The 24,126-nt window shown below is 66.6% G+C and carries 23 protein-coding genes; 8 read left to right on the forward strand and 15 right to left on the reverse strand.

Annotated elements, in window-relative coordinates:
• Window positions 1-230: 230 nt before the first annotated feature.
• Genes mpl through CTR55_RS19360 form a run of 3 tightly spaced genes read left to right on the forward strand, consistent with a single transcriptional unit; the run spans window position 231 to window position 2,492 of the window.
• Window positions 231-1,583, forward strand: coding sequence for a UDP-N-acetylmuramate:L-alanyl-gamma-D-glutamyl-meso-diaminopimelate ligase (mpl, locus tag CTR55_RS19350; RefSeq protein WP_296288500.1), 1,353 nt, complete (start codon window positions 231-233; stop codon window positions 1,581-1,583).
• A gap of 2 nt (window positions 1,584-1,585) precedes the next feature.
• Window positions 1,586-2,215, forward strand: a complete 630-nt coding sequence (ubiX, locus tag CTR55_RS19355; protein ID WP_081517259.1) for a flavin prenyltransferase UbiX — start codon at window positions 1,586-1,588, stop codon at window positions 2,213-2,215.
• The gene (locus CTR55_RS19360) at window positions 2,205-2,492 is read left to right on the forward strand and encodes a YceK/YidQ family lipoprotein (protein ID WP_296288716.1); all 288 of its coding nucleotides are present in this window, start codon (window positions 2,205-2,207) and stop codon (window positions 2,490-2,492) included. Before ubiX ends, CTR55_RS19360 begins: the two co-directional genes overlap by 11 nt.
• A 152-nt stretch (window positions 2,493-2,644) precedes the next feature.
• Here CTR55_RS19360 and CTR55_RS19365 read toward each other — a convergent pair whose 3' ends face one another.
• From CTR55_RS19365 to CTR55_RS19375, 3 genes are all read right to left on the reverse strand, one after another.
• A complete protein-coding gene (locus CTR55_RS19365; protein ID WP_296288502.1) occupies window positions 2,645-3,286 on the reverse strand; it encodes an oxidoreductase in 642 nt (213 codons plus the stop codon).
• A gap of 30 nt (window positions 3,287-3,316) precedes the next feature.
• The gene (locus CTR55_RS19370) at window positions 3,317-5,047 is read right to left on the reverse strand and encodes a C13 family peptidase (RefSeq protein ID WP_296288503.1); all 1,731 of its coding nucleotides are present in this window, start codon (window positions 5,045-5,047) and stop codon (window positions 3,317-3,319) included.
• Between the two features lie 92 nt (window positions 5,048-5,139).
• Window positions 5,140-5,595, reverse strand: coding sequence for a MaoC family dehydratase (locus CTR55_RS19375; RefSeq protein WP_296288504.1), 456 nt, complete (start codon window positions 5,593-5,595; stop codon window positions 5,140-5,142).
• Between the two features lie 178 nt (window positions 5,596-5,773).
• Between CTR55_RS19375 and CTR55_RS19380 the strand changes: the two genes are divergently transcribed.
• The 3 genes from CTR55_RS19380 to CTR55_RS19390 are packed head-to-tail and all read left to right on the forward strand — an operon-like array spanning window position 5,774 to window position 7,458.
• Window positions 5,774-6,136, forward strand: a complete 363-nt coding sequence (locus tag CTR55_RS19380; protein ID WP_296288506.1) for a CidA/LrgA family protein — start codon at window positions 5,774-5,776, stop codon at window positions 6,134-6,136.
• Window positions 6,136-6,849, forward strand: a complete 714-nt coding sequence (locus tag CTR55_RS19385) for an LrgB family protein (RefSeq protein ID WP_296288507.1) — start codon at window positions 6,136-6,138, stop codon at window positions 6,847-6,849. Before CTR55_RS19380 ends, CTR55_RS19385 begins: the two co-directional genes overlap by 1 nt.
• 18 nt (window positions 6,850-6,867) lie before the next feature.
• Window positions 6,868-7,458 (forward strand): LON peptidase substrate-binding domain-containing protein, encoded by a 591-nt coding sequence (locus CTR55_RS19390; protein ID WP_296288508.1) that lies wholly within the window; start codon window positions 6,868-6,870, stop codon window positions 7,456-7,458.
• A 184-nt stretch (window positions 7,459-7,642) separates the two neighbouring features.
• On the opposite strand, the gene prpF is transcribed toward CTR55_RS19390, so the two are convergent.
• The 5 genes from prpF to CTR55_RS19415 all read right to left on the reverse strand — a co-directional run bounded on the left by prpF (window position 7,643) and on the right by CTR55_RS19415 (window position 14,570).
• The gene (gene prpF / locus CTR55_RS19395; protein WP_296288510.1) at window positions 7,643-8,830 is read right to left on the reverse strand and encodes a 2-methylaconitate cis-trans isomerase PrpF; all 1,188 of its coding nucleotides are present in this window, start codon (window positions 8,828-8,830) and stop codon (window positions 7,643-7,645) included.
• A gap of 133 nt (window positions 8,831-8,963) precedes the next feature.
• Complete coding sequence (gene acnD, locus CTR55_RS19400; RefSeq protein WP_296288717.1) at window positions 8,964-11,573, reverse strand: Fe/S-dependent 2-methylisocitrate dehydratase AcnD; 2,610 nt, start codon at window positions 11,571-11,573, stop codon at window positions 8,964-8,966.
• Window positions 11,574-11,600: 27 nt separating this feature from the next.
• Window positions 11,601-12,761: a 2-methylcitrate synthase gene (gene prpC, locus CTR55_RS19405; RefSeq protein WP_296288513.1), complete on the reverse strand. Its 1,161-nt coding sequence runs from the start codon at window positions 12,759-12,761 to the stop codon at window positions 11,601-11,603.
• 202 nt (window positions 12,762-12,963) lie between these two features.
• Window positions 12,964-13,851, reverse strand: coding sequence for a methylisocitrate lyase (prpB, locus tag CTR55_RS19410; RefSeq protein ID WP_138212114.1), 888 nt, complete (start codon window positions 13,849-13,851; stop codon window positions 12,964-12,966).
• Window positions 13,848-14,570, reverse strand: a complete 723-nt coding sequence (locus CTR55_RS19415; RefSeq protein WP_296288515.1) for a GntR family transcriptional regulator — start codon at window positions 14,568-14,570, stop codon at window positions 13,848-13,850. Before CTR55_RS19415 ends, prpB begins: the two co-directional genes overlap by 4 nt.
• Before the next feature lie 244 nt (window positions 14,571-14,814).
• Here CTR55_RS19415 and CTR55_RS19420 point away from each other — a divergent pair, with 244 nt between their 5' ends.
• On the forward strand, window positions 14,815-15,426 hold the full coding sequence (locus CTR55_RS19420; protein WP_296288517.1) for a class I SAM-dependent methyltransferase: 612 nt from the start codon (window positions 14,815-14,817) through the stop codon (window positions 15,424-15,426).
• Here the strand turns inward: CTR55_RS19420 and CTR55_RS19425 are convergent.
• From CTR55_RS19425 to CTR55_RS19435, 3 genes are all read right to left on the reverse strand, one after another.
• On the reverse strand, window positions 15,399-15,662 hold the full coding sequence (locus CTR55_RS19425) for a hypothetical protein (RefSeq protein ID WP_296288519.1): 264 nt from the start codon (window positions 15,660-15,662) through the stop codon (window positions 15,399-15,401). The genes CTR55_RS19420 and CTR55_RS19425 overlap by 28 nt on opposite strands.
• A gap of 110 nt (window positions 15,663-15,772) precedes the next feature.
• Window positions 15,773-16,015, reverse strand: a complete 243-nt coding sequence (locus CTR55_RS19430) for a hypothetical protein (RefSeq protein WP_296288520.1) — start codon at window positions 16,013-16,015, stop codon at window positions 15,773-15,775.
• Window positions 16,016-16,135: 120 nt separating this feature from the next.
• Window positions 16,136-17,029, reverse strand: coding sequence for an NAD(P)H-binding protein (locus CTR55_RS19435; protein WP_296288522.1), 894 nt, complete (start codon window positions 17,027-17,029; stop codon window positions 16,136-16,138).
• 168 nt (window positions 17,030-17,197) lie between these two features.
• On the opposite strand from CTR55_RS19435, the gene CTR55_RS19440 reads away from it, so the two are divergent.
• Complete coding sequence (locus CTR55_RS19440) at window positions 17,198-18,163, forward strand: AraC family transcriptional regulator (RefSeq protein WP_296288524.1); 966 nt, start codon at window positions 17,198-17,200, stop codon at window positions 18,161-18,163.
• A gap of 243 nt (window positions 18,164-18,406) precedes the next feature.
• On the opposite strand, the gene CTR55_RS19445 is transcribed toward CTR55_RS19440, so the two are convergent.
• The 4 genes from CTR55_RS19445 to ggt all read right to left on the reverse strand — a co-directional run bounded on the left by CTR55_RS19445 (window position 18,407) and on the right by ggt (window position 24,052).
• On the reverse strand, window positions 18,407-18,856 hold the full coding sequence (locus CTR55_RS19445) for a hypothetical protein (protein ID WP_296288526.1): 450 nt from the start codon (window positions 18,854-18,856) through the stop codon (window positions 18,407-18,409).
• A gap of 208 nt (window positions 18,857-19,064) precedes the next feature.
• Entirely contained in the window at window positions 19,065-20,399 is a 1,335-nt protein-coding gene (locus tag CTR55_RS19450; RefSeq protein ID WP_296288529.1) for a sigma-54 dependent transcriptional regulator, read from the reverse strand.
• On the reverse strand, window positions 20,396-22,297 hold the full coding sequence (locus CTR55_RS19455; protein ID WP_296288719.1) for an ATP-binding protein: 1,902 nt from the start codon (window positions 22,295-22,297) through the stop codon (window positions 20,396-20,398). Before CTR55_RS19455 ends, CTR55_RS19450 begins: the two co-directional genes overlap by 4 nt.
• Before the next feature lie 81 nt (window positions 22,298-22,378).
• Window positions 22,379-24,052 (reverse strand): gamma-glutamyltransferase, encoded by a 1,674-nt coding sequence (ggt, locus tag CTR55_RS19460; protein WP_296288531.1) that lies wholly within the window; start codon window positions 24,050-24,052, stop codon window positions 22,379-22,381.
• Between the last annotated feature and the right edge of the window lie 74 nt (window positions 24,053-24,126).

Consider the following 24,126-nt stretch of genomic DNA (forward strand, 5'->3'; position numbering starts at 1 on the left):
GATCCTAAATGCGTTACCTATGTCTCCCGACACCTGTTACCCATGTGTCCCGGCAGAACACTTCGCTCCACCCATCCTGCGCTCCACCCTCGTGACAACATTCTCAAGCCACCGGGAACCGCCTCCCCACCTCGTCGTCTGATGCCCCGGCGGCGGGCCGCGCGGGGGCGCGCTGTGCTACTCTGCCGCCCATTCGAAGCGCCTGGAAAGGCTTGATTGCAGGAGTCTGCATGCATATCCACATCCTCGGCATCTGCGGCACCTTCATGGGGTCGCTGGCCGTCCTGGCCAAGGAACTGGGCCACCGCGTGACCGGCTCCGACGCCAACGTCTACCCGCCCATGAGCACCCAGCTGCAAGCGCAGGGCATCGAACTGATGCAGGGCTACGATCCCGCCCACCTGGAGCCGGCTCCGGATCTGGTGGTGGTCGGCAACGCGCTGTCGCGCGGCAACCCGGCAGTGGAGTACGTGCTGAACAAGGGCCTGCCCTACGTCTCCGGCCCGCAGTGGCTGGCCGACCACGTGCTGCAGGGCCGCTGGGTCCTGGCGGCCGCCGGCACCCACGGCAAGACCACCACCAGCAGCATGCTGGCCTGGGTGCTGGAACACGCCGGCATGAGCCCGGGCTTCCTGATCGGCGGCGTGCCACAGAACTTCGGCGTCTCCGCGCGCCTGGGTGGCACCCCGTTCTTCGTGGTCGAGGCCGACGAGTACGACAGCGCCTTCTTCGACAAGCGCTCCAAGTTCGTCCACTACCACCCGCGCACGGCGATCCTGAACAACCTGGAATTCGACCATGCGGACATCTTCCCCGACCTTGCGGCCATCGAGCGGCAGTTCCACCACCTGGTGCGGACTATTCCCGGCGAAGGCCTGGTCATCCACCCCACTTCCGAAACCGCGCTCAAGCGCGTGATCGACATGGGCTGCTGGACCCCGGTGCAAACCACCGGCGAAGGCGGCCAGTGGCAGGCGCGTCTGCTCAGCGAAGACGGCTCGCACTTTGAGGTGCTGTTCGACGGCAAACCGCAAGGCACCGTGGACTGGGAACTGACCGGCCAGCACAACGTCGCCAACGCCCTGGCCTGCCTCGCGGCGGCCCGCCATGTCGGTGTGGTGCCGGAGCTGGGCTGCGCCGCGCTATCGGCCTTCAAGAGCGTCAAGCGGCGCATGGAGAAGGTCGCCGAGGTCAACGGCGTAACCATCTACGACGACTTCGCCCACCACCCGACTGCCATCGCCACCACCCTTGACGGCCTGCGCAAGCGCGTCGGCGATGCCCAGGTGATCGCCGTGGTCGAGCCGCGCTCCAACTCCATGAAGCTCGGCGCCCACCGCGACGGTCTGCCGGAGTCCGTGGTGCAGGCTGATAGCGTGTTCTGGTACGCGCCGCCGAATCTCGGCTGGGACCTGGCCGCCACCGTCGCCAGCTCCACCGTGCCCACGCAAGTGTGCGATTCGCTGGAAGCCATCATCGCCGGCGTGAAAGCCATTGCCGCGCCGGGCACCCAGGTGGTGGTCATGAGCAACGGCGGCTTTGGCGGCCTGCACGGCAAGCTGGCCCAGGCGCTGGAGGGCTGAGCATGGCCGGAGCCGAACGCGTCACCCTCGCCATGACCGGCGCCTCGGGCGCCCAGTACGGCCTGCGCCTGCTCGACTGCCTGGTGCAGGAAGACCGCGAGGTGCACTTCCTGATCTCCAAGGCCGCGCAACTGGTGGTGGCCACCGAGACCGACGTGACCCTGCCGAGCAAGCCGCAGGCGATGCAGGCTTTCCTCAGCGAATACACCGGCGCCGCGCCGGGGCAGATTCGCGTCTACGGCAAGGAAGACTGGATGGCCCCGGTGGCCTCCGGCTCCGGTGCGCCGAGTGCGATGGTGGTGGTGCCCTGCTCGACGGGGACGCTGTCGGCCATCGCCACCGGCGCCTGCAACAACCTGATCGAACGCGCCGCCGATGTTGCCTTGAAAGAGCGCCGCCAACTGATCCTGGTGCCGCGCGAGGCGCCGTTCTCCAGCATCCACCTGGAGAACATGCTCAAGCTGTCCAACCTGGGCGCGGTGATTCTGCCGGCCGCACCGGGCTTCTATCACCAGCCGCAGACGGTCGATGACCTGATCGACTTCGTCGTCGCGCGGATCCTCAATCAACTGGGCATTCCCCAGGACATGCTGCCGCGCTGGGGCGAACACCATCTTGTCAGTGACGAATAAGCTCCTCGCCGCCCTGTTGCTGCTGCAACTGGGCGGCTGCGCCACCGTGAAGACCCTCAACGACAGCCGCCCCGGCGATCCGCTGATCTATGCCGGTACCCGGCTGGACTGGTATTCGCTCAATGGCGGCTGCTGCCCGAAGGATCACTTCGGCACCGACGCGCCGGCCTACCCCGGCCTCGACCTGCCCGGCAGCGCGCTGCTCGATACCTTGTTGCTGCCGCTATCCCTTGCCGCGGAACTGGGCATCGGCCTGCAGGTGTGGGGCGGTAACTGAGTCGGATCCTGTAGGAGCGAGCTTGCTCGCGAATCCGGGTTCACGCCGGAGCTTGGGCTGGTTCGCGAGCAAGCTCGCTCCTACGAAAAGCGGTTGAGCACGGTCCGGAGCGTACGGCTGCGAACGGACGCACGCCCTGCACCGGCGAAACACTACTTGCCCAGCTTGCGCAGTTCGTCCGATTCGACGATGCGGACGCCCTTGCCCGGTTCCAGGGCCAGGCGCCAGAGCGCGCGGGCCAGGGCGATGGCTTCGATGCCGTGCAGCTTGCCCGGCAGGATGCGTGAGAAGGGCGCGGCGAGCAGTTCGGCGAGGCGCACTTCTTCGCGCTGGCCCAGCAGCAGCGACGGCCGCGCGATGGTCAGTTGCTGCCAGCCTTGCTGGCGCAGGGCATCTTCCAGTTCGCCCTTGGTCCGGCTGTAGAAAATCGACGACTTGCTGTCCGCGCCCAGTGCGCTGACCACGATGTAGTGCCGTGCGCCCAGGGCCAGGCCGCGCTCGCCCAGGGCCAGCGGCAGGTCGAAATCGACGCTGCGGAAGGCCTCTTCGGAGCCGGCTTCCTTGAGCGTGGTGCCCAGGCAGCAGAACACCGTGTCCACCGGCTGGAGCAGGTGCGGGATGAGTTCGGCCAACGGCCCGATGGGGTTTTCCAGACGTGGATGCTCCGCCAGCTTCCTTCGGGCCGGGGCGATGACGCGCTTGACCGTGGGCTCGTTGAGCACGCGGTCGAGTAGATGCTCACCGGTCAAACCGGTGGCGCCAGCTAGCAGAATGTTCGTTGGTTTCGAGTACATCTGTGTTTCCCCTTTGACACACTTTCCAGCTTAGTTGCCGCCCTGTTGTTTTGCCGGCACATCGTTGCTGCCCAGCGCCAGTGCCGTATGCGTCTGCTGTGCACGCAGGGCCTGCCAGCGTGTAATGACCGCTTCCGGCGCCCAGAGTTGCGGCTGTGACGGCTCGAACTCTTCCTCCTTCTCGCGCTTGGCCACGGTGGCGCTGGCCAGTGTGAAAGCCTGCTTGAGGTCGTCGGTCTGCTGGAAGGCTTTGGCGAACAGCGCATCGCCGAAGTAGGTAAAGTCGGCTTCCTCGGAGCAGCCGAAGGATACCCGGTCGCTGCGCGCAGCGGTCATGATCAGGGTCTTGTCGTCCTTGAGTACAGGGATGAAGCCTCCGCTGTAGCAGGCGGAAATCACCAGTACCTTGTAGCGGTCCTTGAGCGGGGCGAGCAGGCTGGCCAATTCGCTGGCCGGCAGGTCGTTGAGCTTGAGGCCCGGCATGTCCAGCACCAGTTGGTGGTCGTGGGAGCCGTGGCTGGTGAGGTAGATGAACACCAGGTCTTCCGGGCCGCTGCGCTCGGCGATGGTGCGCAAGGTACGGGCGAGTGTTTCGCGGGTGGCCATGGGGCGGTCGGCGAGGTGGTCGCGGTGATTCACCAGGCGCACCACGCCGCGCGCGCCAAAGCGCTCGCCGAGCAGGTCGGCGACGTAGTCCGCCTCGCGCAGGAACACGCTCTGCTTGCCGTCGCCGCCCAGGCTGACGCCATAGAGTTCGATCGCCGGAGTGGACTGCGGGATGGCGGCCAGTGCCTTGTCGAGCATCGCGCCCTGTTCCAGCAGGCCCACTTCCAGCGGATTGGGCAGCAGCTTGCCGGCGGCGTCCTGGCGTAATTGGCCAGCGCTCCAGGTGCCTTTCTGCACGCTGCCGTCGCGACGGGTGAGGGAGCCCTCGCCGGAGTATTCGCCACGGGCGAAGCTGCCGCTGTAGATCTGGCCGTCGGACGTGCTCAGTGTGCCCTTGCCGTCGAAGCGCCAGAAGCGGAACTCGCCCTGGTAGCGGCTGCCGTCCGCGCCGATGAACTCACCGGGGCCGTTCAGCGCGCCGGCCTTGAAACGGCCCCGCCAGACGTCGCCGTCGGCGTTCTGGAAGCGCCCGGTTCCCTCGAACTGGTCGTTGCGGAACTCGCCGCTGTAGTGATCGCCAGCGTCGTCGCGGAAGGTGCCCTTGCCCTCGAGTACGCCATTCTTGAACTGCCCGCTGTATTGGTTGCCCAGGGCGTCCTGGCGGGCGCCTTCGCCGTTGGCCTCGCCCTTGGCGAAGGTGCCCTGGTGGCGTGTGCCGTCAGCCAGTTCAAGACTGCCCAGGCCTTCGTAGCGACCTTTGCGGAAGCCGCCGCTGTAGGTGGTGCCGCCTTGGGCAAGACGGCCCTCGCCGTCGAATTCGCCGTGCTTGAACTGACCCTCGTAGACACTGCCATCGACGAACTTCAGTCGGCCGCGGCCCTCGAACAGGCCGTCGTGGAACTCGCCCTCGTAGGTCGAGCCGTCGCTGCCGCTCCATTTGCCCTGGCCATTCTGCAGGCCTTTGTCGAAGCCGCCTTCGTACCAGGCACCGTTGCTGTAATCCAGTCGTCCCGGGCCCTGCAACTGGCCGTTGAGCAGCTCGCCACGGTAGCGCGCGCCGTCGGGCAGGCGGGCGTCCGGCGGCGTCAATGGTTCGCCTTCACCGCAGGCGGTGAGGAGCAGGACGAGGCTCAGGGGCAGGACGTGGCGTGGCATGGAGATTCCGAATCGGCGGTGGGGCGCCGTTGGAGTGTGACGCAAAAAAGCCCGCGGACGCGGGCTTTTTTCTCAGCGTAGTGCCAGAGCCGTCAGACGAAGCACAGGCTCAGGGATTCGGCGATGTAGGCCGGCTTGGGCAGGCCTTCGATCTCCAGGGTGCAGCGGGCCTTGATCAGCCACTGGCCGGGGTTTTTCTCGGTGATGTCGGTGATGGTCACCTGCAGGCGTACGCGCGAATCCACCGGCACCGGCTGGATGAAGCGCACGCTGTCCAGGCCGTAGTTGACCACCATCTTGGGGTTCTCCGGCAGGACCAGCAGGCCCTCGCAGAGCTTGGGGATCAGCGACAGCGACAGGAAGCCGTGGGCGATGGTGCCGCCGAAGGGCGTCTGCTTCGCCTTCTCCGGGTCGACGTGGATGAACTGGTGGTCCTCGGTGCACTCGGCGAACTGGTTGATGCGCTGTTGATCGACGGTGATCCACTGCGAATGGCCCAGGTCTTTGCCGATGTAGTCCTTCAGTGCGCTTACAGGTACGAATGCCATGTTTCCTCCGGGGATATCGTTGTTCTTCTAATGCGGCCTGTGAGAGTTCCGCCAACAGATCAGCATGGGGCCTGCGGCCGGTCAAGCTGCGTCGGGCATTCATGCTTTGGGCGAATGCCGAGCCATAGCAGGCGCCGGGCGGGCATAATGGCGCCTCCTTGCGTGGAGATGTTCCCTGATGTTGTTACGCGGCCTGACCTGGCTGGTGCTGTTCCAACTGCTCGGCACGGCCCTGAATGCTCTCATCCTGCACATGATTCCCGGCCCCATCATTGGGCTGGTGCTGCTGTTCGCCTTCCTGGTCTGGAACGGCGAGGTGAGCAAGCCGGTGAACGAGGCGGCTGCTTCGCTGCTGCGCTACCTGCCGCTGCTGCTGGTGCCGGCAGCCGTGGGCGTGATGGCCTATGCCAAGCAGATCGCTGCGGATTTCTGGGCCATCGCCGGCGCCCTGGCGCTGTCGCTGCTGGTGTCCTTTGTGTTCGCCGGCTGGTTGATGCAGAAGCTCATCGACCGCCAGCGCAAGCAGAAGGAGGGCGCGTGATGTTCGACTGGCAAGGTGCGCTGAACTCCGTCATCCACCATCCGCTGTTCTGCGTCGGTGTCACCCTGGGCGCCTACCAGTTGGCCCTGGCCGCCTACGAGCGCACGCGCTGGGTGTTCCTGCAGCCGGTGTTGGTGTCGATGCTGATCGTCATCGCGGTGCTGCTGGCCTGCGGCATCGACTACAGCGAATACAGCAACAGCGCCAAGGTGCTGACCATTCTGCTCGGGCCGTCGACGGTGGCGCTGGCGGTGCCGCTGTTCCTCAACCTGAAACGCATTCGCCAGTTGTTCTGGCCGACGCTGATCACCCTGCTCGTGGCTGGCCTGTTCGCCACCGCGCTGGGTATCGGCCTGGGTTGGCTGTTCGGCGTCGACCACGAGCTACTGATGAGCCTGGCGCCGAAGTCGGTGACCTCGCCAATCGCCATGCTGGTGGCCAACCAGATCGGCGGCGTGGCGGCGCTGGCGGCGGTGTTCGTGCTGATCACCGGCGTGCTCGGCGCCATTCTCGGCCCGGAGCTGCTGCGCCGCTTCGGCGTGCATCACCCGGCCGCGCAGGGCATGGCGCTGGGCATGACTGCCCACGCCGTGGGGACTTCCCGCGCGTTGCAGGAAGGCGAGGAATGCGGCGCCTTTGCTGCCCTGGCCATGAGCCTGATGGGCGTCGCCACCGCTGTGCTGCTACCGTTGGCGGTAGCGCTGATCGCCTGACGATACGACGGAGTGTTCATGAGTTTTCCGCTTTTCCCTCTCAACACTGTGCTGTTTCCCGGCTGCCGCCTCGACCTGCAGATCTTCGAGGCGCGCTATCTGGACATGATCGGCCGCTGCATGAAGCAGAGCGGCGGGTTCGGCGTGGTGGCCATCGTCGAGGGCGAGGAAGTCGGCGATGCACCGGAGCGTTACAGCCTGATCGGTTGCGAGGCGCATATCCGCGACTGGCAGCAACAGTCCAACGGCCTGCTGGGCATTCGTGTCGAAGGCGGACGACGCTTCCGCGTGCTCTCCGCCAATGTGCAGCCGGACCAGCTGACTGTCGCTGAGGTGGAGTGGCTGGACGAGCAGCCGAACCAGCCCCTGACCAAGGAACACGACGACCTTGCCGCGCTGCTGGAAGCGCTGTCGATGCACCCGATGGTCTCCGCGTTGGAGATGGGTGGCGAGGTCAACGGCCAACAGGAGCTGGCCTGCCAGCTCGCCTACCTGCTGCCCTTCGAGCGCGACCAGAAGCAGGTGCTGCTAGAGATGGACGACCCGACCGTGCGCCTGGCGCGCATCCAGGTGCTGCTGGAGCAGTTGCAGGGCGACTTCGTCGCCTGACGTTTCATGTAGGAGTGAGCTTGCTCGCGAACCCGCCCAGCTCCGTCACCGCCGGTTAACTCCGTGCGCGAGCAAGCTCGCTCCTACAGGGTACGCACTGGCGCGTTGGGTGAGGGAAAGCTGCCCATGAAGAATGACAAGGCCCGCAAATGCGGGCCTTGTTGTTTGCGGGTGAAACCAGACGTCAGAACGAATCGCCCGGCACCCGCACCCAGCCTTCCATGAGGATGCGCGAGCTGCGGCTCATGATGGCCTTGGTTACGGTCCATTCGCCGTTCACCTGCCTGGCCTCGGCGCCCACGCGCAGGGTGCCGGAAGGGTGGCCGAAGCGTACGGCGCTGCGTTCGCCACCGCCGGCAGCGAGGTTCACCAGGGTGCCGGGGATGGCGGCGGCAGTGCCGATGGCCACGGCGGCGGTGCCCATCATGGCGTGGTGCAGTTTGCCCATGGACAGTGCGCGGACCAGCAGGTCGATGTCGCCGGCCTGCACTTCCTTGCCGCTGGACGTGACGTAGTTCTTCGCCGGCGCGACGAAGGCGATCTTCGGCGTGTGCTGGCGAGTCGCGGCTTCTTCCGGGGTCTTGATCAGGCCCATGCGCAGGGCGCCGGCAATGCGGAATTTCTCGAAGCGCGCCAGTTGCTCGGGGTCGCCATTGATCGCTTCGCGCAGCTCGGCGCCGGTGTAGCCGATGTCCTGGGCGTTGACGAAGATGGTCGGGATGCCGGCGGTGATCATGGTCGCCTTGAAGGTGCCGATGCCGGGGACTTCCAGGTCGTCCACCAGGTTGCCGGTGGGGAACATGGTGCCGCCGTCTTCACCGTCGTCGGACGGGTCGAGGAACTCCAGCACGATCTCGGCGGCGGGGAAGGTCACGCCGTCCAGTTCGAAGTCGCCGGTTTCCTGGACCTGACCGTTGGTGACCGGCACGTGGGCGATGATGGTCTTGCCGATGTTGGCCTGCCAGATACGCACCACGCAGGTGCCGTTGTCCGGGATGCGCGACGGGTCGACCAGGCCGGCATGGAGGGCGAAGGAGCCAGCGGCGGTGGAGAGGTTGCCGCAGTTGCCGCTCCAGTCGACGAAGGCCTTGTCGATGGAAATCTGCCCGTAGAGATAGTCGACGTCGTGGTCGGGCTGGGTGCTTTTCGACAGGATCACGCACTTGCTGGTGCTGGAGGTCGCGCCGCCCATGCCGTCGATGTGCGCGCTGTACGGGTCGGGGCTGCCGATCACGCGCATGAACAGCTTGTCGCGGGCCTCACCGGGCACCTGGCAGCGCTCGGGGAGGTCCTGCAGGCGGAAGAACACGCCCTTGCTGGTGCCGCCGCGAATGTAGGTGGCGGGGATCTTCACTTGGGGTACGTGGGGCATGGGGTACGTTCCTGAGTGCTGTTTGTAGGAGCGAGCTTGCTCGCGAACCAAACCCCGCGCGGGGGCGTTCGCGAGCAAGCTCGCTCCTACAGGAATAGTGTCGGCCCGCCGCTTGGACGGGCCGACTGTTACATCACGCCACGGACGACTCGAGGAAGTCCTTGGCGAAGCGCTGCAGCACGCCGCCGGCGTTGTACACCTTCACTTCGGCGGCGGTGTCCAGGCGGCAGGTGACCGGGACTTCGAGCACTTCGCCGTTGCGGCGGTTGACCACCAGGGTCAGGTCGCAGCGCGGCGAGACGTCGCCCTTGATGTCGTAGGTCTCGGTGCCGTCCAGGCCCAGAGTCAGGCGAGTGGTACCCGGCTTGAACTCCACCGGCAGTACGCCCATGCCCACCAGGTTGGTGCGGTGGATACGCTCGAAGCCTTCGGCGACGATCACTTCCACGCCCGCCAGGCGAACGCCCTTGGCCGCCCAGTCGCGGGACGAGCCCTGGCCGTAGTCGGCGCCGGCCACGATGATCAGGTTCTGCTTGCGGTTCATGTAGGTTTCGATGGCTTCCCACATGCGCATCACCTTGCCTTCCGGCTCGACGCGAGCCAGCGAGCCCTTCTTCACTTCGCCATTCACCACGACCATTTCGTTGACCAGTTGCGGGTTGGCGAAGGTGGCGCGCTGGGCGGTCAGGTGGTCGCCGCGGTGGGTGGCGTAGGAGTTGAAGTCCTCCTCCGGCAGGCCCATTTTCGCGAGGTATTCGCCGGCCGCGCTGTCCAGCAGGATGGCATTGGACGGCGACAGGTGGTCGGTGGTGATGTTGTCCGGCAGGATCGCCAGCGGCAGCATGCCCTTGAGCGTGCGCTCGCCGGCCAGTGCGCCTTCCCAGTACGGCGGACGGCGGATGTAGGTGGACATCGGCCGCCAGTCGTAGAGCGGGCTTTCCGCTTCCTGCACGCTGCCCAAGTCGAACATCGGGATGTAGACCTGCTTGAACTGCTCGGGCTTGACGCTGGCGGCGACGATGGCGTCGATCTCTTCGTCGGACGGCCAGAGGTCCTTCAGGGTGACGGGATTGCCCTGGCTGTCGGTGCCCAGCGGGTCCTGCTCGATGTCGAAGCGCACGGTACCGGCGATGGCGTAGGCGACCACCAGCGGCGGCGAGGCGAGGAAGGCCTGCTTGGCGTACGGGTGGATGCGGCCGTCGAAGTTGCGGTTGCCCGAGAGCACGGCGGTGGCGTACAGGTCGCGGTCGATGATCTCTTTCTGGATCACCGGGTCCAGCGCGCCGGACATGCCGTTACAGGTGGTGCAGGCATAGGCGACGATGCCGAAGCCGAGCTTCTCCAGCTCGCTCAGCAGGCCGGCTTCTTCCAGGTACAGCTTGGCGACTTTCGAACCCGGCGCGAAGGAAGTCTTCACCCACGGCTTGCGCAGCATGCCCAGCGCGTTGGCCTTCTTCGCCACCAGGCCGGCGGCAATCACGTTGCGCGGGTTGGAGGTATTGGTGCAGCTGGTGATGGCGGCGATGATCACCGCGCCATCGGGCATCAGGCCTTCGGCTTCCTCGACACGGCCGGACTCCAGCTTGGCTTCGTCGGCGATGCCGCGCTCGGCCAGCGCCGAGGTCGGCAGGCGACGGTGCGGGTTGGACGGGCCGGCCATGTTGCGCACGACGCTGCCCAGGTCGAACTCCAGCACGCGCTCGTACTCGGCGGTTTCCAGAGCGCTGCTCCATAGGCCGAGGGTCTTCGCGTAGTGCTCCACCAGCGCTACCTGCTCCGGCTCGCGGCCGGTGAGCTTGAGGTAGTCGATGGTCTGGCCGTCGATGTAGAACATCGAGGCAGTGGCGCCGTATTCCGGGCACATGTTGGAGATGGTCGCGCGGTCGCCGATGGTCAGGCTGTCCGCGCCCTCGCCGAAGAACTCGACGTAGGCGCCGACCACACGCTCCTTGCGCAGGAACTCGGTGATCGCCAGGACGATGTCGGTGGCGGTGATGCCCGGCTTGCGCTTGCCGGTGAGCTTGACGCCGACGATGTCGGGCAGGCGCATCATCGACGGGTGGCCGAGCATCACGGTCTCGGCTTCGAGGCCGCCAACACCGATGGCGATCACGCCCAGGGCATCCACGTGCGGGGTGTGCGAGTCGGTGCCGACGCAGGTGTCGGGGAACGCGATGCCGCCGCGCGCCTGGATCACCGGGCTCATTTTCTCCAGGTTGATCTGGTGCATGATGCCGTTGCCGGCCGGGATCACGTCGACGTTCTTGAACGCGGTCTTGGTCCAGTCGATGAAGTGGAAGCGATCCTCGTTGCGGCGGTCTTCGATGGCGCGGTTCTTCTCGAAGGCGTCCGGGTCGAAACCGGCGGCTTCCACGGCCAGCGAGTGGTCGACGATCAGCTGGGTCGGCACCACCGGGTTGACCTTGGACGGGTCGCCGCCTTGTTCGGCGATGGCGTCACGCAGGCCGGCGAGGTCGACCAGCGCAGTCTGGCCGAGGATGTCGTGGCAGACCACGCGCGCCGGGTACCAGGGGAAGTCGAGGTCGCGCTTGCGGTAGACCAGTTGCTCCAGCGAAGCGGTCAGGTCCGCCGGCTCGCAGCGGCGCACCAGCTGTTCGGCCAGCACGCGGGAGGTGTAGGGGAGCTTGGCCCAGGCGCCGGCCTGGATCGCCTCGACTGCCTCGCGGGCGTCGAAGTAATCCAGCGCCGTACCGGGCAGGCGCTTGCGGAATTGGCTGTTCACGGTGCTAGTCATGATTCTGTCCAGAAATTAGGGGCGGTCCTTGAGCGGCACGAACTTCAGGTCTTCAGGGCCTGTGTAGTTGGCGCTCGGGCGGATGATCTTGCCGTCGATGCGTTGCTCGATGACGTGGGCGGACCAGCCGGCGGTACGGGCGATGACGAACAGCGGGGTGAACATGGCGGTGGGCACGCCCATCATGTGGTAGCTCACGGCGCTGAACCAATCGAGGTTGGGGAACATCTTCTTGATTTCCCACATCACGCTTTCCAGGCGCTCGGCGATGTCATACATCTTGCTGTTCTGCTGCTCGGCGGACAGCTCGCGGGCCACGTCCTTGATCACCTTGTTGCGCGGGTCGGACACGGTGTAGACCGGGTGGCCGAAGCCGATCACGACTTCCTTCTTCTCGACGCGGGCGCGGATGTCGGCCTCGGCTTCGTTCGGGTTGTCGTAGCGCTTCTGGATCTCGAAGGCCACTTCGTTGGCGCCGCCGTGTTTCGGGCCGCGCAGCGCGCCGATGGCGCCGGCGATGCAGGAGAACATGTCCGAGCCGGTGCCGGCGATCACGCGGGAGGTGAAGGTGGAGGCGTTGAACTCGTGCTCGGCGTACAGGTTGAGCGAGGTGTGCATGGCGCGCACCCACGACTCGCGGGGCTTCTCACCGTGCAGCAGGTGCAGGAAGTGGCCGCCGATGGAGTCGTCGTCGGTCTCGACGTCGATGCGCTTGCCGTTGTGGCTGAAGTGGTACCAGTAGAGCAGCGCGGAGCCCAGCGAAGCCATCAGCTTGTCGGCGATGTCGCGGGCACCCGGATGGTTGTGGTCGTCCTTTTCCGGCGACAGGCAGCCGAACACGGACACGGCGGTGCGCATCACGTCCATCGGGTGGGCCGAAGGCGGCAGGGTTTCCAGGGCGGCTTTCACGCCAGCCGGCAGGCCGCGCAGGGCTTTCAGCTTGGCCTTGTAGCCGGCCAGTTCGGCGGCGTTGGGCAGCTTGCCGTGGACCAGCAGGTGGGCGATTTCCTCGAACTCGCAGCGGTTGGCGAAATCCAGGACGTCATAGCCACGGTAGTGCAGGTCGTTGCCGGTGCGGCCGACGGTGCACAGGGCGGTGTTGCCAGCGGCGGTGCCACTCAGGGCCACGGACTTCTTCGGCTTGAAGCCGGTGGTGGTTTCTGCGGTAGCGCTCATCGCGTGTCTCCTCATCAAATCCGGTTGCTTGTTCTTGTCCCCGGCGCGGGCCGGGATATCGGTTCGAATCTGGTGGGCCAGCTCCCGCGCGGGAGGTCGGCCCTGGCGTAGGGCGAATAACGCAAGGCGTTATCCGCCGTCACAGCCAATGGTGGATAACGCCTGAGGCGTTATGCACCTTACTCATTGTTCAGTCTTGCGCTCACTTCTTGCCGGCGGCGAACAGCGCGTCGAGCTTCTGCTCGAAGGCGTGGTAACCGATGCGGTCGTACAGCTCGGCACGGGTCTGCATCAGCTCGATCACGTTCTGCTGGTGACCTTCCTGGCGGATCGCGGTGTACACGGCTTCGGCGGCCTTGTTGGCGGCGCGGAAGGCGGACAGCGGGTAGAGCTGGATAGCCACGCCGACCGAGGCCAGCTCGTCGCGGGTGAACAGCGGGGTGGCGCCGAACTCGGTGATGTTGGCCAGGATCGGCACGTTCAGCGCATCGACGAAGCGCTTGTAGGTCGGCAGGTCGTAGGCGGCTTCGGCGAAGATCGCATCGGCGCCGGCCTCGACGTAGCGCAGGCAGCGCTCGATGGCGGCGTCCACGCCTTCGGCCTGGATGGCGTCGGTGCGGGCGATGAGGAAGAAGTTCGGGTCGGTCTTGGCGTCGGCGGCGGCTTTCACGCGGTCAGCCATTTCCTCGACGGAGACGATTTCCTTGCCCGGACGGTGACCGCAGCGCTTGGCGCCCACCTGGTCTTCGATGTGGGCAGCGGCCGCGCCGGCCTTGATCAGGTTCTTGACGGTGCGCTCGATGTTGAAGGCGCTGGGGCCGAAGCCGGTGTCGATGTCCACCAGCAGCGGCAGGTCGCAGACGTCGGTGATGCGGCGAACGTCGGTGAGCACGTCGTCCAGGGTGTTGATGCCCAGGTCCGGCAGGCCGAGGGAGCCCGCTGCCACGCCGCCACCGGAGAGGTAGATGGCCTTGAAGCCGGCGCGCTTGGCCAGCAGCGCGTGGTTGGCGTTGATCGCGCCGATCACCTGCAGCGGCTTTTCTTCGGCAAGGGCTTCACGGAAACGTTGGCCGGCGGTCTTGTTGCTCATTGTTCACCTCGTTCGTTGGCTGTCTTGGCTTGGGCGTCCAGGTAGTGACGCTCCATATTGCGTTTCGAGGCGCCGATGTGACGGCGCATCAGCAACTCGGCCAGTTCGCCGTCACGATCGGCGATGGCATCGAGAATCCGGTGGTGCTCGGCGAAGGCCTGGCGCGGGCGGTTGGGCGTCGTCGAGAACTGCAGGCGGTACATGCGCACGAGCTGGTAGAGCTCGCCGCAGAGCATGCGGGTGAGGGTGCGGTTGCCGCTGCCCTGGATAATCCGGTAGTGGAAGTCGTAGTCGCCTTCCTGCTGGTAGTAGCCACGGCCGGCCTGGAACGCCTCGTCGCGCTCGTGGGTCTCGAGCACCCGACGCAGCTCGTCGATCTCGGCCTGGCTCATGCGCTCGGCGGCCAGGCGGCAGGCCATGCCTTCGAGGGATTCGCGGATCTCGTAGAGCTCCAGCAGCTCCTCGTGGCTGAGCGAGACGACCCGAGCGCCGACGTGGGGTACGCGCACCAGCAGCTTCTGGCCTTCCAGGCGGTGGATTGCCTCGCGCAGCGGGCCGCGGCTGATGCCGTAGGTGCGCGCCAGTTCCGGCTCGGAAATCTTGCTGCCGGGGGCGATCTCGCCCTGGACGATGGCCGACTGGATCTTGCGGAACACGTGTTCCGACAGGGTCTCGCCGTCGTCGCTGGCGGGGGTGGGCAGAATCAGGCTATCGCTCATGGTGTCGACAATCTTCTTGATGTGCGGCGAAAGCTACCCCCGGAAACCCTCTGGGTCAATCAGGATCTGATGAATTGTCGACAATCGTCTAATGGGGACCGCTGGTTATGCCGAGGCGGGCGGTTTGCTGGGTGCCGTTGTGCGAGAGAATGGTGCGCGAGAATGGCGGATATCCCCTCGTCGGCCGCTGTGCTGGCACGCTGCAGGCCCGCTAGGATCGGGGGAAACGACGGAAGAACCGCCCATGCAACTCTATGATCGCTACGTACTGCCCCGACTGATCGACTTCGCCTGCGGCATGGGCGATGTGATGAAGCAGCGTTCGCTGCTGGTGCCCCGCGCGCGCGGGCGGGTGCTGGAGATCGGCATGGGCACCGGCCTGAACCTGTCGTTCTACGATCCGGCCAAAGTGTCGACAATCGTCGGCGTCGACCCGGCGGCGCAGATGCAGAAGCTCGCCCGCAGCCGTGCCGAGGCGATTGGCATTCCGGTGGAGATGGTGGCGCTGGAGTTGGGACAGATTCGTGCCGATGCCGGCAGCTTCGACAGCATCGTCTGCACCTTCACCCTGTGCAGCATCCCCGATGCGGTAGCGGCGCTGAAGGAAATGCGCCGGGTACTCAAGCCCGGTGGCGAGTTGCTCTTTTGCGAACACGGGCTGGCGCCGGACGCTGGCGTGCGCGCCTGGCAGCATCGGTTGACGCCGGTGTGGAAACCACTGGCCGGTGGCTGCCACCTGGACCGCGACATGCCGGCGCTGATCGAATCTGGCGGCTTCCACCTGCGCGAACTGATCCAGGACTACCTGCCGGGGCCACGGCCGATGACTTACGTGTACCGTGGCATGGCCGACTGACGCGTGGGCAGGCGGTCCAGCACCTCGATGCTGAGGATGTAGGCGCTGCGCACGTAGATGTCTTCCGGGCGCTCCAGCACGCCTACGTCGGACTGGCAGTCATTCATGCGCACCACGAAAGGCGCCGCGCCATCGCACAACGCGTAGTAGTCCCCCTGGCTGATCCAGCCCTGGAGCACGGAGGATTCGCGGTTGTGCGCGCGAACCACGACTTCGACCTTGAGATGTTCGTTCATTGCCACGTCGCTCGACGGAGGGTGAGAAGAGGTGGCGAACCTTAGCGCCTACCCGGAGTCGCCTCTGTCAGGTTCCTCTGAATGGCCTGTGCGACTATCCCTTGAGAGCCTTAGGCCCCGTGCTCGGCCGGGGTGACGCGAAGGATGTGCGTGCCGCTGACGAACAGGTCCTGCACCGGGCCGGTCGGGTTGTGGCGAATCTGGCAGTGGCCCAGGCGTACCTCGGAAGGTGCCACGCCGTCGCGCAGGGCGAGGTAGTCCTCGCGGCTGATGCGGCCGTGGAGAATGCGTTGGGGGCGATAGGGAGACCAGGTCTCCACATCGACCCAGAGACTGTCGGGGGTGTGATTCATGGCGGTGGTCCGGCCGTTGGTAAATGGGCGAGTACTCTAGACAGCGGACCAGCGCCAAATTCATCAGAAGCCTCTGAGAAACTTGTAGGAAATTATGTTGCACGGACCGATGGTCTTGCCTTACGGCAGGGCGCGATAGGCCTCGGCCCAGGCCTGGGCGAAGTCCTCGAAGCGCGTCGCCGTGGTATTGGCCGGCGAGCGCGCCTCCTGCGCCCGAACCCGCCCGCTGCTGATCGCCTCGCCCAGTTCCGCATAGCAGGCGGCGACGCTGGCGGAACAACCGGCCTCCTGCAGCATGCCGGCCAATTCCTGCGGCGACACCGGCACGTAAGGCAGATCCGCTCGGCCGATGGCCACTCCCAGCAGACGAGTCGCTTCGGCGTAGCTGATATCGCGCTGGCCGAGCACTTCGCGGGTTACCACGCCCTGCCAGTCACCGGCCAGCAGCGCGCGGCTGGCAGCGTCGGCGACATCCTGGGTGGCGACCATCGGCACCGGCACATCCGGCGCCACCGCGTCGCTGTAGCAGCCGTAGGCGCGGACGATCTCCAGCGCGCCATAGAGGTTCTCGAACAGCGCGCCGGAACGCAGCATCAGTACATCCACCTCCGGCGGCAGCTGGCGCAGGCGCTGCTCCTGGTCGTGCATGCTGATGATCGGCCCGGTGCCGGCCGTCACCTCGGCGCCGACGCTACTGAGGAACACCACCCGGCGCACACCGCTGGCACGGATGGCGGCGAGGATCGCCTCGCCCTGGGCGGCTTGCTGATTGCGGTAGTCCTCGGTGTCCGGGCCGTAGGCGAGCAGGGTGTAGACCGCGTCGGCTCCGCGGAAGGCTTCAGTGAGGAAGGCGGCGTCGTGCGGTTCGCCCACGGCGATCTGCGCGCCGGCGGCAGCCAGCGGCGCCAGGCGTTCGGCGTTGCGGCCCAGAGCTCGGACGGGCATGCCGGCCTCCAGCAGGGTCTGGCAGATTCTCGAACCGGTGCGGCCGGTGGCTCCCATTACGGTGATCATGGCGGTGTCCTCGCTGCTGGCCGTCCCGCGGCGCCCGCCGTGGGTTCGTTGGCCTGGGGTCAGTCTCCCGCCAAAGTGCTGGACGGTTAATGCCTGGAAATCGCCGCTTCATGCTCATTCGTCCAGAAGGGCTGGACGCCGTCGGACTGCCGGACCAGTCTCAAGACCATGAACGCTCCTACTGTCATACCGGACCTGGCCGATGCCTGGGCTTCCACCGATCCCCTGGGCGAGGCCCTGCATTTCCTGCGCATGAGCGGCACCTTCTATTGCCGCTCCGAGTTCAGCGCGCCCTGGGGGCTGGACCTGCCGGCCATGCCGCAGTGCCTGATGTTCCATGTGCTGACCGTCGGCGAATGCTGGCTGGAAGCCGAGGATGACGAGCCGCGCCGGTTGGCGCCGGGCGACCTGGTGCTGGTGCCCCACGGTGAGGGCCACCGCCTGGTGAGCACGCCGGGCCAGCCGGCGGCGGGGTTGTTCGACCTGCCGCGCGCCTACGCCAGCGACCGCTACGAAGTGTTGCGCCAGGGTGGCGGAGGGGAGAGGACGGCGATGATCTGCGGCGCGGTGCGCTTCGACCATCCCGCCGCGCTGCAATTGGTGCGCCTGCTGCCGCGCGTGCTGGAGGCGCAGGTGCGCGACCCCGGCCAGCGCGACTGGCTGATGAGCACGTTGCGGCTGATGGAGAGCGAAGCGCGGGCCATGCGTCCCGGCGGCGAAACGGTGATCACCCGGCTGGCCGACATCCTGGTGATCCAGGCCATCCGCGCCTGGATCGAGCAGGACCCGGCCGCCCAGACCGGCTGGCTCGGTGCCCTGCAGGATCGCCAGCTGGGCCGCGTGTTGAGCCTGATTCACCGTGACCCGGCGGGGGACTGGAGCCTGGCTTCCCTGGCTGATGCGGCGGCGATGTCGCGCTCCGCCTTCGCTGCGCGCTTTGCCGAGAAGGTTGGCATGCCGGCCATGCACTACGTCACCCGCTGGCGCATGCATGTGGCGCTGAGCTGGCTGCAGGAGCGGGAGATCGCCGTGGCCGAACTGGCTGAGCGGCTGGGCTACCAGTCCGAGGCGGCATTCAGCCGGGCGTTCAAGCGCTTTATTGGCGTTTCACCGGGAAGCGTGCGGCGCAGCTAGGCTGTGCCACGGAGCGTAGGAGCGGACTTTGTCCGCGATAGGTCCGCATCGCGCCGGAAATCATCGCGGACAAAGTCCGCTCCTACGCGAAGGGAAATGGCGGAGTTAGCCCCGTAGGGCGCATAACGCGCCAGCGTTGTCCGCCGTTGAGAGCCGGCCCGCTCCTGTAGGAGCGAGCTTGCTCGCGAACCGCACGGCACGACGGCCCGCGTGGACGCAGGCCACTTCCGCTAAACGCCCCGATCAGAGCTGGATATCGTCGCGGATCAGCACGCAGGTGCAGCCGTCTTCGTCTTCGCGCCAGTCGTGGAGGAAGTACATCTGGATTTTGCCGGCGTCCATCACCGCCAGGTAGTCACCCACTTCCGGGACGAAGAAGCCTGAGGTGCCCGGCTGCGCTTCGCACTCGATGCGCACGCTGAAGAACAGCGCCGGGTCGGCGTCGTCGAAGAAGTCTTCGCGCTCGGCGGCGTCCCACTCGACGGGGGCTTCGAACGGGCCAAGGAACTGCACCTTGGCATCGCCCATGTCGAGTTCTTCGGCGTCCGGATCGTTGTCGTCCGGGCGGTAGACGGTGGCGTCCAGCGCGCGGCTGTCGGCGAGGATGGCCTGGCGTGCGGCCATGCGCTGCTGCGGGTCGACGCCGGCGTCGGCGCAGAGCTGGTTCCAGAGGGTTTCGGCTTGGGTGGACATGGTGGCTCCCGCTCGTGCGGCCGGTTCAAAGGGCGATAGTGTCGGGGACACTTCACTCCGGATCAATGGGGCGCTGCGTCACGCGACGTTCTTCGTGTAGGAGCGAGCTTGCTCGCGAACGCTTTCAGCCGGGCATCACGGCATCAGACGGGTTCGCGAGCAAGGGCTAGGCGCCCCCCTCGGTCCTACGAAAAGCCAATTGCTCCGATCACTCGCCCTTGAGGCCGTACTTCTTCACCTTGTCGAACAGCGTGGTCTTGGCCATGCCCAGTGCATGCGCGGCCTGGCTGAGGTTGCCGGCGTGGCGTTCCAGGGCGGTGGACAGCAGGCTCTTCTCGAAGGCCTCCACGGCTTCGGCGAAGCGCGGCTCGCCGGCGTCCGCGCCGAGGTTGCCGCCGGCCAGCACCGGCAGGCCGAGGGCGAAGCGTTCGGCGACGTTGCGCAGTTCGCGCACGTTGCCCGGCCAGTCGTGGGCCATCAGGGTGGCGGCGGTGGCGTTGTCGATGGTGGGCGCGGGGCGGTCGAAGCGCAGTGAGGACTGCTGCAGGAAGTGCTCGAAGAGCATCAGGATATCTTCGCGACGTTCGCGCAGCGGCGGCAGGTTCAGGGTGATGACGTTGAGGCGGTAGTAGAGGTCGCTGCGGAAGCTGCCGGCGCGGCCCATGGCGGCGAGGTCGGACTTGGTCGCGGCGATCACCCGGCAGTCCACGCGGATCAGCTCGTTGGAGCCCAGGCGTTCCAGCTGTTGTTCCTGTAGTACGCGCAGCAGTTTGATCTGCAGGTTCAGCGGCATGCTCTCGATCTCGTCGAGGAACAGGCTGCCGCCGTTGGCGTGCTCGATCTTGCCGATCCGCCGCTTGCCGGCGCCGGTGAAGGCGTGGGCCTCGTGGCCGAAGATTTCGCTGTCGATCAGGCTTTCCGGCAGGCCGCCGCAGTTGAGCGCGACGAAGGGTTTGGGCTGGCGCCGGCTGTAGTCGTGCAGGCAGCGAGCGACCAGTTCCTTGCCGGTGCCGGTCTCGCCTTCGATGAGCACGTTGGCCGAGGTGTCAGCGACGTTGGCGATCAGTTCGCGCAGCGCCTGCATGGCCGGCGAGCGGCCGATCAGTCGGCTCTCCAGGGCCTGCTTGCCGGCGAGCTGGCGGCGCAGTTGGCCCACTTCGCGGGTCAGCGCGCGCTGGGCGAGCGCGCGGCGCGCGGTGTCCACCAGCTTCTCGGGGGAGAAGGGTTTCTCCATGAAGTCGTAGGCGCCGTCGCGCATGGCCTTGACCGCCATGGCGATGTCGCCGTGGCCGGTGATCAGCACCACCGGCAGGCTGGGGTCGCGTTCCTTGAGTTTCTCCAGCAGTTGCAGGCCGTCCATGCCGGGCATGCGGATGTCGCTGACGACGATGCCGGGGAAGTCGGCGCCGACCTTTTTCAGCGCTTCTTCGGCACTGCCCACGCTGTCGGTCTCGATGTCTTCCAGGGCCAGCGCCTGCTGGCAGCCGAGGCGCACGTGAGGGTCGTCCTCGACGATCAGGACGCGCAGGGATGGGTCGCTCATGCGGGTGTCTCCATGGCGGGCAGCAGCGGCAGGTGCAGCTCGAAGGCGGTGCCGCCGGCCTCCGGGTAGGCCACGCCGAGGCTGCCGCCGGCGGCGGTGGCGAGGCTGGCCGAAAGGGTCAGGCCCAGGCCCAGGCCGAGTTCGCCGGGCTTGGTGGTGAAGAAGGGTTCGAACAGGTGCTGGCGCGCATCCTGCGGGATGCCGGGGCCGTTGTCGCGGACCACCAGGCGGTAGTGGCCGTCGCCTTCGCTGCGGCCTTCCAGCCACAGTTGGCGGTCGGCCTGCGGGCCCATGGCGTCGAGGGCGTTGGCGATCAGGTTGACCAGGATCTGCTCCAGGCGGGTCTGGTCGATGGCCAGCAGCGCGTCGGCGAAGTCGCGGTGCAGGGTCACCGGGACTTCGGCAAGGCGCCCCTGCAGCACCATCACGGCGGCGTCCACCGCCTTGCCCAGGGTGGCCTGGCCGTGGTCGTCGGCGCGCCGGGCAAAGGCGCGCAGGCTGGCGGTGATGCGGCCCATGCGGTCGACCATTTCGGCGATGGCTTCGAGGTTGCTGCTGGCGACGTCCAGCTGGCCGCGTTCGAGGAAGCGCACGCTGTTGCTCGACAGGGTGCGCAGCGCGGCCAGCGGCTGGTTGAGTTCGTGGGCGATGCTGGTGGACATCTGTCCGATCACCGCCAGCTTGCCGGCCTGCACCAGGCGGTCCTGGGCCTTGCGCAGGGTGTCTTCGGCCTGCCGGCGTTCGCGGATCTGTTCACGCAGGTGCTGGTTGCTGGCACGCAGGTCGGCGGTGCGCTCGGCGATGCGCCGCTCCAGGGCGTTGTTGGCCTGCTCCAGTGCCTCACGGGCGGCGAGGCGGGTGGCGATGACCTTGCGCCGCTCGTTCCAGGCGATCAGCAGGAAGGCGAACAGGGCGAAGCCCAGGGCGGCGAGCATGCCGTGGATCAGCGCTTCGCGGCGCAGGTCGGCCAGCGGGGTGAGCAGGGTGAAGTTCCACGGCGTGTCGCTGAGCTGGCGCGTCTGCATCAGGTAGCTGAGCGGCTTGTGGCTGTCGGCGCGTCCTTCGCCAGCGGGCGTCGGGAAGCTGATTTCCTCGACGCCCTCGCCCAGTGGATGGCGTGACAGCGGCTGCCATTCGTTGAGTGCCCACCAGTAGTACTGCAGGCTGCGGGCGAGGCGTTCCTTGTCCTGGTCGCTGAGCGGGCGCACGGCCTTCAGGCGCAGGGTCGGGTCGCTGGAAAGGATGATGATGCCGTTCTCGTCGCTGACGAAGGCTTGCAGGCGCGCCTTCTCCCAGCGTTCTTCGAGAGATTCCATGCGCACCTTGACCACCGCCACGCCGACGATCTTGCCGCCGTGCACCAACCCGTGGGCGAGGTAGTAGCCGGGCTCGCCGGTGGTGCTGCCGATGCCGTAGAAGCGGCCGGGGCGGCCATTCACCGCTTCCTGGAAATAGGCGCGGAAGGACAGGTCTTCACCCAGGTAGCTGTCGGCGTCCTGCCAGTTGCTGGTGGCCAGCACCCGGCCGGAGGTGTCCAGCAGGTACACGGCGCGGCTACCGGCGCGGCGGTTGAGGCCTTCCAGGTAATGGTTGACGCGGTCGCGGTGCTGCGGCGTCGGGTCCACCAGCAGGCGGCTGACGCTACCTTCGAGTTCCAGCAGGCTGGGCAGGTAGGTGTAGCGGCTGATCTCGCTTTCCACGCCACGAGCGTGCAGCTCCAACTGGCGTTCGCCGGTCTCGATCAGGCTGCGGGTGCCGGCGCCTTCGCTGATCAGGTAGCCGCCGTAGCCGAAGCCCAGGGTGAGCAGGAGCAGCAGGAAGGGCAACAGGTAGTTGCGCACGAGGCGTGGCTTCACGGTGAACGGCGGCGGCAATGGGCTGGAAGCGCATTGCAGCACAGTCGCCGGGGCCGAGCCAGCCCAATGCCGGGGGGCGGCGATGGACTGGCTCGGGTACCACACGGTGCGCTTTCCGACGGGTTAGGGCTTGACCACCAGACCGACGCCGCGGCCGCGCGGATCGGAGGCGGTTTCCAGAGCCTTGCCGTTCACACGGATGGCCTGGATGTCACCCATGTTCCAGCCCTGGTCTTCCAGGGTGTAGCCCATGGCTTTGAGCTCGTCGGCAACCTTGCCGGTGAGCGGCGCGTATGCGTCGTAGTAGATGGTGTCCTTGGGCAGCAGCTGGTGATGCACGCGCTGCGCGGCCACGGCCTTCTCCAGAGGCAGCTTGTAGTCGTAGACGTTGTTCAGCACCTGGAAGATCGAGGTGAAGATCCGCGAGCCGCCGGGGGTGCCCAGCACCAGGCTGACGTGGCCATCGCGGGTGACGATGCTCGGGCTCATGGAGGAGAGCATGCGCTTGCCCGGCTCGATGGCGTTGGCATCGCTGCCCACTACGCCGAAGGCGTTGGCCACGCCGGGCTTGGAGCTGAAGTCGTCCATCTCGTCGTTGAGCAGGAAGCCGGCGCCCTTGACCACCACGCCGCTGCCGAAGTCCCAGTTGAGGGTGTAGGTGTTGCTGACGGCGTTGCCGTCCTTGTCGACGATGGAGAAGTGCGTGGTCTGGTGCGGCTCCAGGCCGGGGCGGACTTTCTCGGTGGCCGAGATGGCGTCCGGGTTCACTTCCTTCGCGCGCTTGGCGATGTATTTCGGGTCGGTCAGCTGGGCCACCGGCACCTTGGAGAACTGCGGGTCACCCAGGTAGTCGGCGCGGTCGGCGAACACGCGCTTCTCGATTTCCGAGAGCAGGTGGATGTACTTGGCGGAGTTCAGCTCCACGCCCTTGAAGTCGGCGGCGCGCTGTTCCTTGATGCCGATCAGCTGGGCCAGGGCGATGCCGCCGGAGCTGGGCAGCGGCGCGGTGTAGAGGGTGTTGCCCTGCCAGTCGATGCGCATCGGTTCGCGCCATTTGGCTGCGTACGTGCTCAGGTCGTCCGCGGTGATCAGGCCGCCGTCCGCGTTCATCTGCGCGATCAGCAGCTTGGCGGTCTCGCCCTTGTAAAAGTCATCCGGGCCCTTGTCGGCGATGCGCTCCAGGGTCTTGGCCAGTTCGGGCTGCTTGAAGGTCTCGCCCGGCTTCATGGTGCCGAAGTAGTCGCCGAAGTTGGTCTTGCCGTTGAACAGCGCGATGGCGTCCTGGCGGTACTGGTACTGCTGGTCGGCGACCCGGAAGCCGCTTTGCGCGTAGCCGATGGCAGGGGTCAGCAGTTCGCTCCACTTCAGCTTGCCGAAGCGCTTGTGCGCTTCCCACAGGCCCATCACGGTACCCGGCACGCCGGCGGCCTTGGCGCCGACCAGGCTGAGGTTCTCGATCACCTCGCCCTTGTCGTTCAGGTACATGGTCTTGGTCGCCGCCTTGGGGGCGATCTCGCGGTAGTCGAGGAAGTACGGCTTGCCGTCGACGTAGAGGGTCATGAAGCCGCCGCCGCCGATGTTGCCGGCTTCGGGGTAGGTGACCGCGAGGGTGAAGGCGGTGGCGACCGCGGCGTCGACGGCGTTGCCGCCTTTCTTGAGAATCTCGGCGGCGACTTTCGCACCGTACTGGTCGGGTGCGGCGACCGCGCCGCCGTCGAGGGTGACGGCGAACACCGAAGAACTCGCCGCGAGGATCGCGACGCCCAGGGGCAGCTTGCTGAAGTGGAACACGCGCATGGAACTTCCTTATTTATTCTTGTGCTTGCGGTGAGGTTGAATGCCCCGGCGAACCGGGGCTTTCAGGTGGAACG

Origin of the sequence: Pseudomonas sp., from assembly GCF_002796985.1 — a bacterium.
Taxonomy (GTDB): domain Bacteria; phylum Pseudomonadota; class Gammaproteobacteria; order Pseudomonadales; family Pseudomonadaceae; genus Pseudomonas.

Bases quoted from the DNA above. Each gene is read 5' to 3' on its own strand.
- mpl (WP_296288500.1), top strand. From the start codon at position 231: ATGCATATCCACATCCTCGGCATCTGCGGCACCTTCATGGGGTCGCTG.
- ubiX (WP_081517259.1), top strand. From the start codon at position 1,586: ATGGCCGGAGCCGAACGCGTCACCCTCGCCATGACCGGCGCCTCGGGC.
- CTR55_RS19365 (WP_296288502.1), bottom strand. From the start codon at position 3,286: ATGTACTCGAAACCAACGAACATTCTGCTAGCTGGCGCCACCGGTTTG.
- CTR55_RS19370 (WP_296288503.1), bottom strand. From the start codon at position 5,047: ATGCCACGCCACGTCCTGCCCCTGAGCCTCGTCCTGCTCCTCACCGCC.
- CTR55_RS19375 (WP_296288504.1), bottom strand. From the start codon at position 5,595: ATGGCATTCGTACCTGTAAGCGCACTGAAGGACTACATCGGCAAAGAC.
- CTR55_RS19380 (WP_296288506.1), top strand. From the start codon at position 5,774: ATGTTGTTACGCGGCCTGACCTGGCTGGTGCTGTTCCAACTGCTCGGC.
- CTR55_RS19385 (WP_296288507.1), top strand. From the start codon at position 6,136: ATGTTCGACTGGCAAGGTGCGCTGAACTCCGTCATCCACCATCCGCTG.
- CTR55_RS19390 (WP_296288508.1), top strand. From the start codon at position 6,868: ATGAGTTTTCCGCTTTTCCCTCTCAACACTGTGCTGTTTCCCGGCTGC.
- prpF (WP_296288510.1), bottom strand. From the start codon at position 8,830: ATGCCCCACGTACCCCAAGTGAAGATCCCCGCCACCTACATTCGCGGC.
- prpC (WP_296288513.1), bottom strand. From the start codon at position 12,761: ATGAGCGCTACCGCAGAAACCACCACCGGCTTCAAGCCGAAGAAGTCC.
- prpB (WP_138212114.1), bottom strand. From the start codon at position 13,851: ATGAGCAACAAGACCGCCGGCCAACGTTTCCGTGAAGCCCTTGCCGAA.
- CTR55_RS19415 (WP_296288515.1), bottom strand. From the start codon at position 14,570: ATGAGCGATAGCCTGATTCTGCCCACCCCCGCCAGCGACGACGGCGAG.
- CTR55_RS19420 (WP_296288517.1), top strand. From the start codon at position 14,815: ATGCAACTCTATGATCGCTACGTACTGCCCCGACTGATCGACTTCGCC.
- CTR55_RS19425 (WP_296288519.1), bottom strand. From the start codon at position 15,662: ATGAACGAACATCTCAAGGTCGAAGTCGTGGTTCGCGCGCACAACCGC.
- CTR55_RS19430 (WP_296288520.1), bottom strand. From the start codon at position 16,015: ATGAATCACACCCCCGACAGTCTCTGGGTCGATGTGGAGACCTGGTCT.
- CTR55_RS19435 (WP_296288522.1), bottom strand. From the start codon at position 17,029: ATGATCACCGTAATGGGAGCCACCGGCCGCACCGGTTCGAGAATCTGC.
- CTR55_RS19440 (WP_296288524.1), top strand. From the start codon at position 17,198: ATGAACGCTCCTACTGTCATACCGGACCTGGCCGATGCCTGGGCTTCC.
- CTR55_RS19445 (WP_296288526.1), bottom strand. From the start codon at position 18,856: ATGTCCACCCAAGCCGAAACCCTCTGGAACCAGCTCTGCGCCGACGCC.
- CTR55_RS19450 (WP_296288529.1), bottom strand. From the start codon at position 20,399: ATGAGCGACCCATCCCTGCGCGTCCTGATCGTCGAGGACGACCCTCAC.
- ggt (WP_296288531.1), bottom strand. From the start codon at position 24,052: ATGCGCGTGTTCCACTTCAGCAAGCTGCCCCTGGGCGTCGCGATCCTC.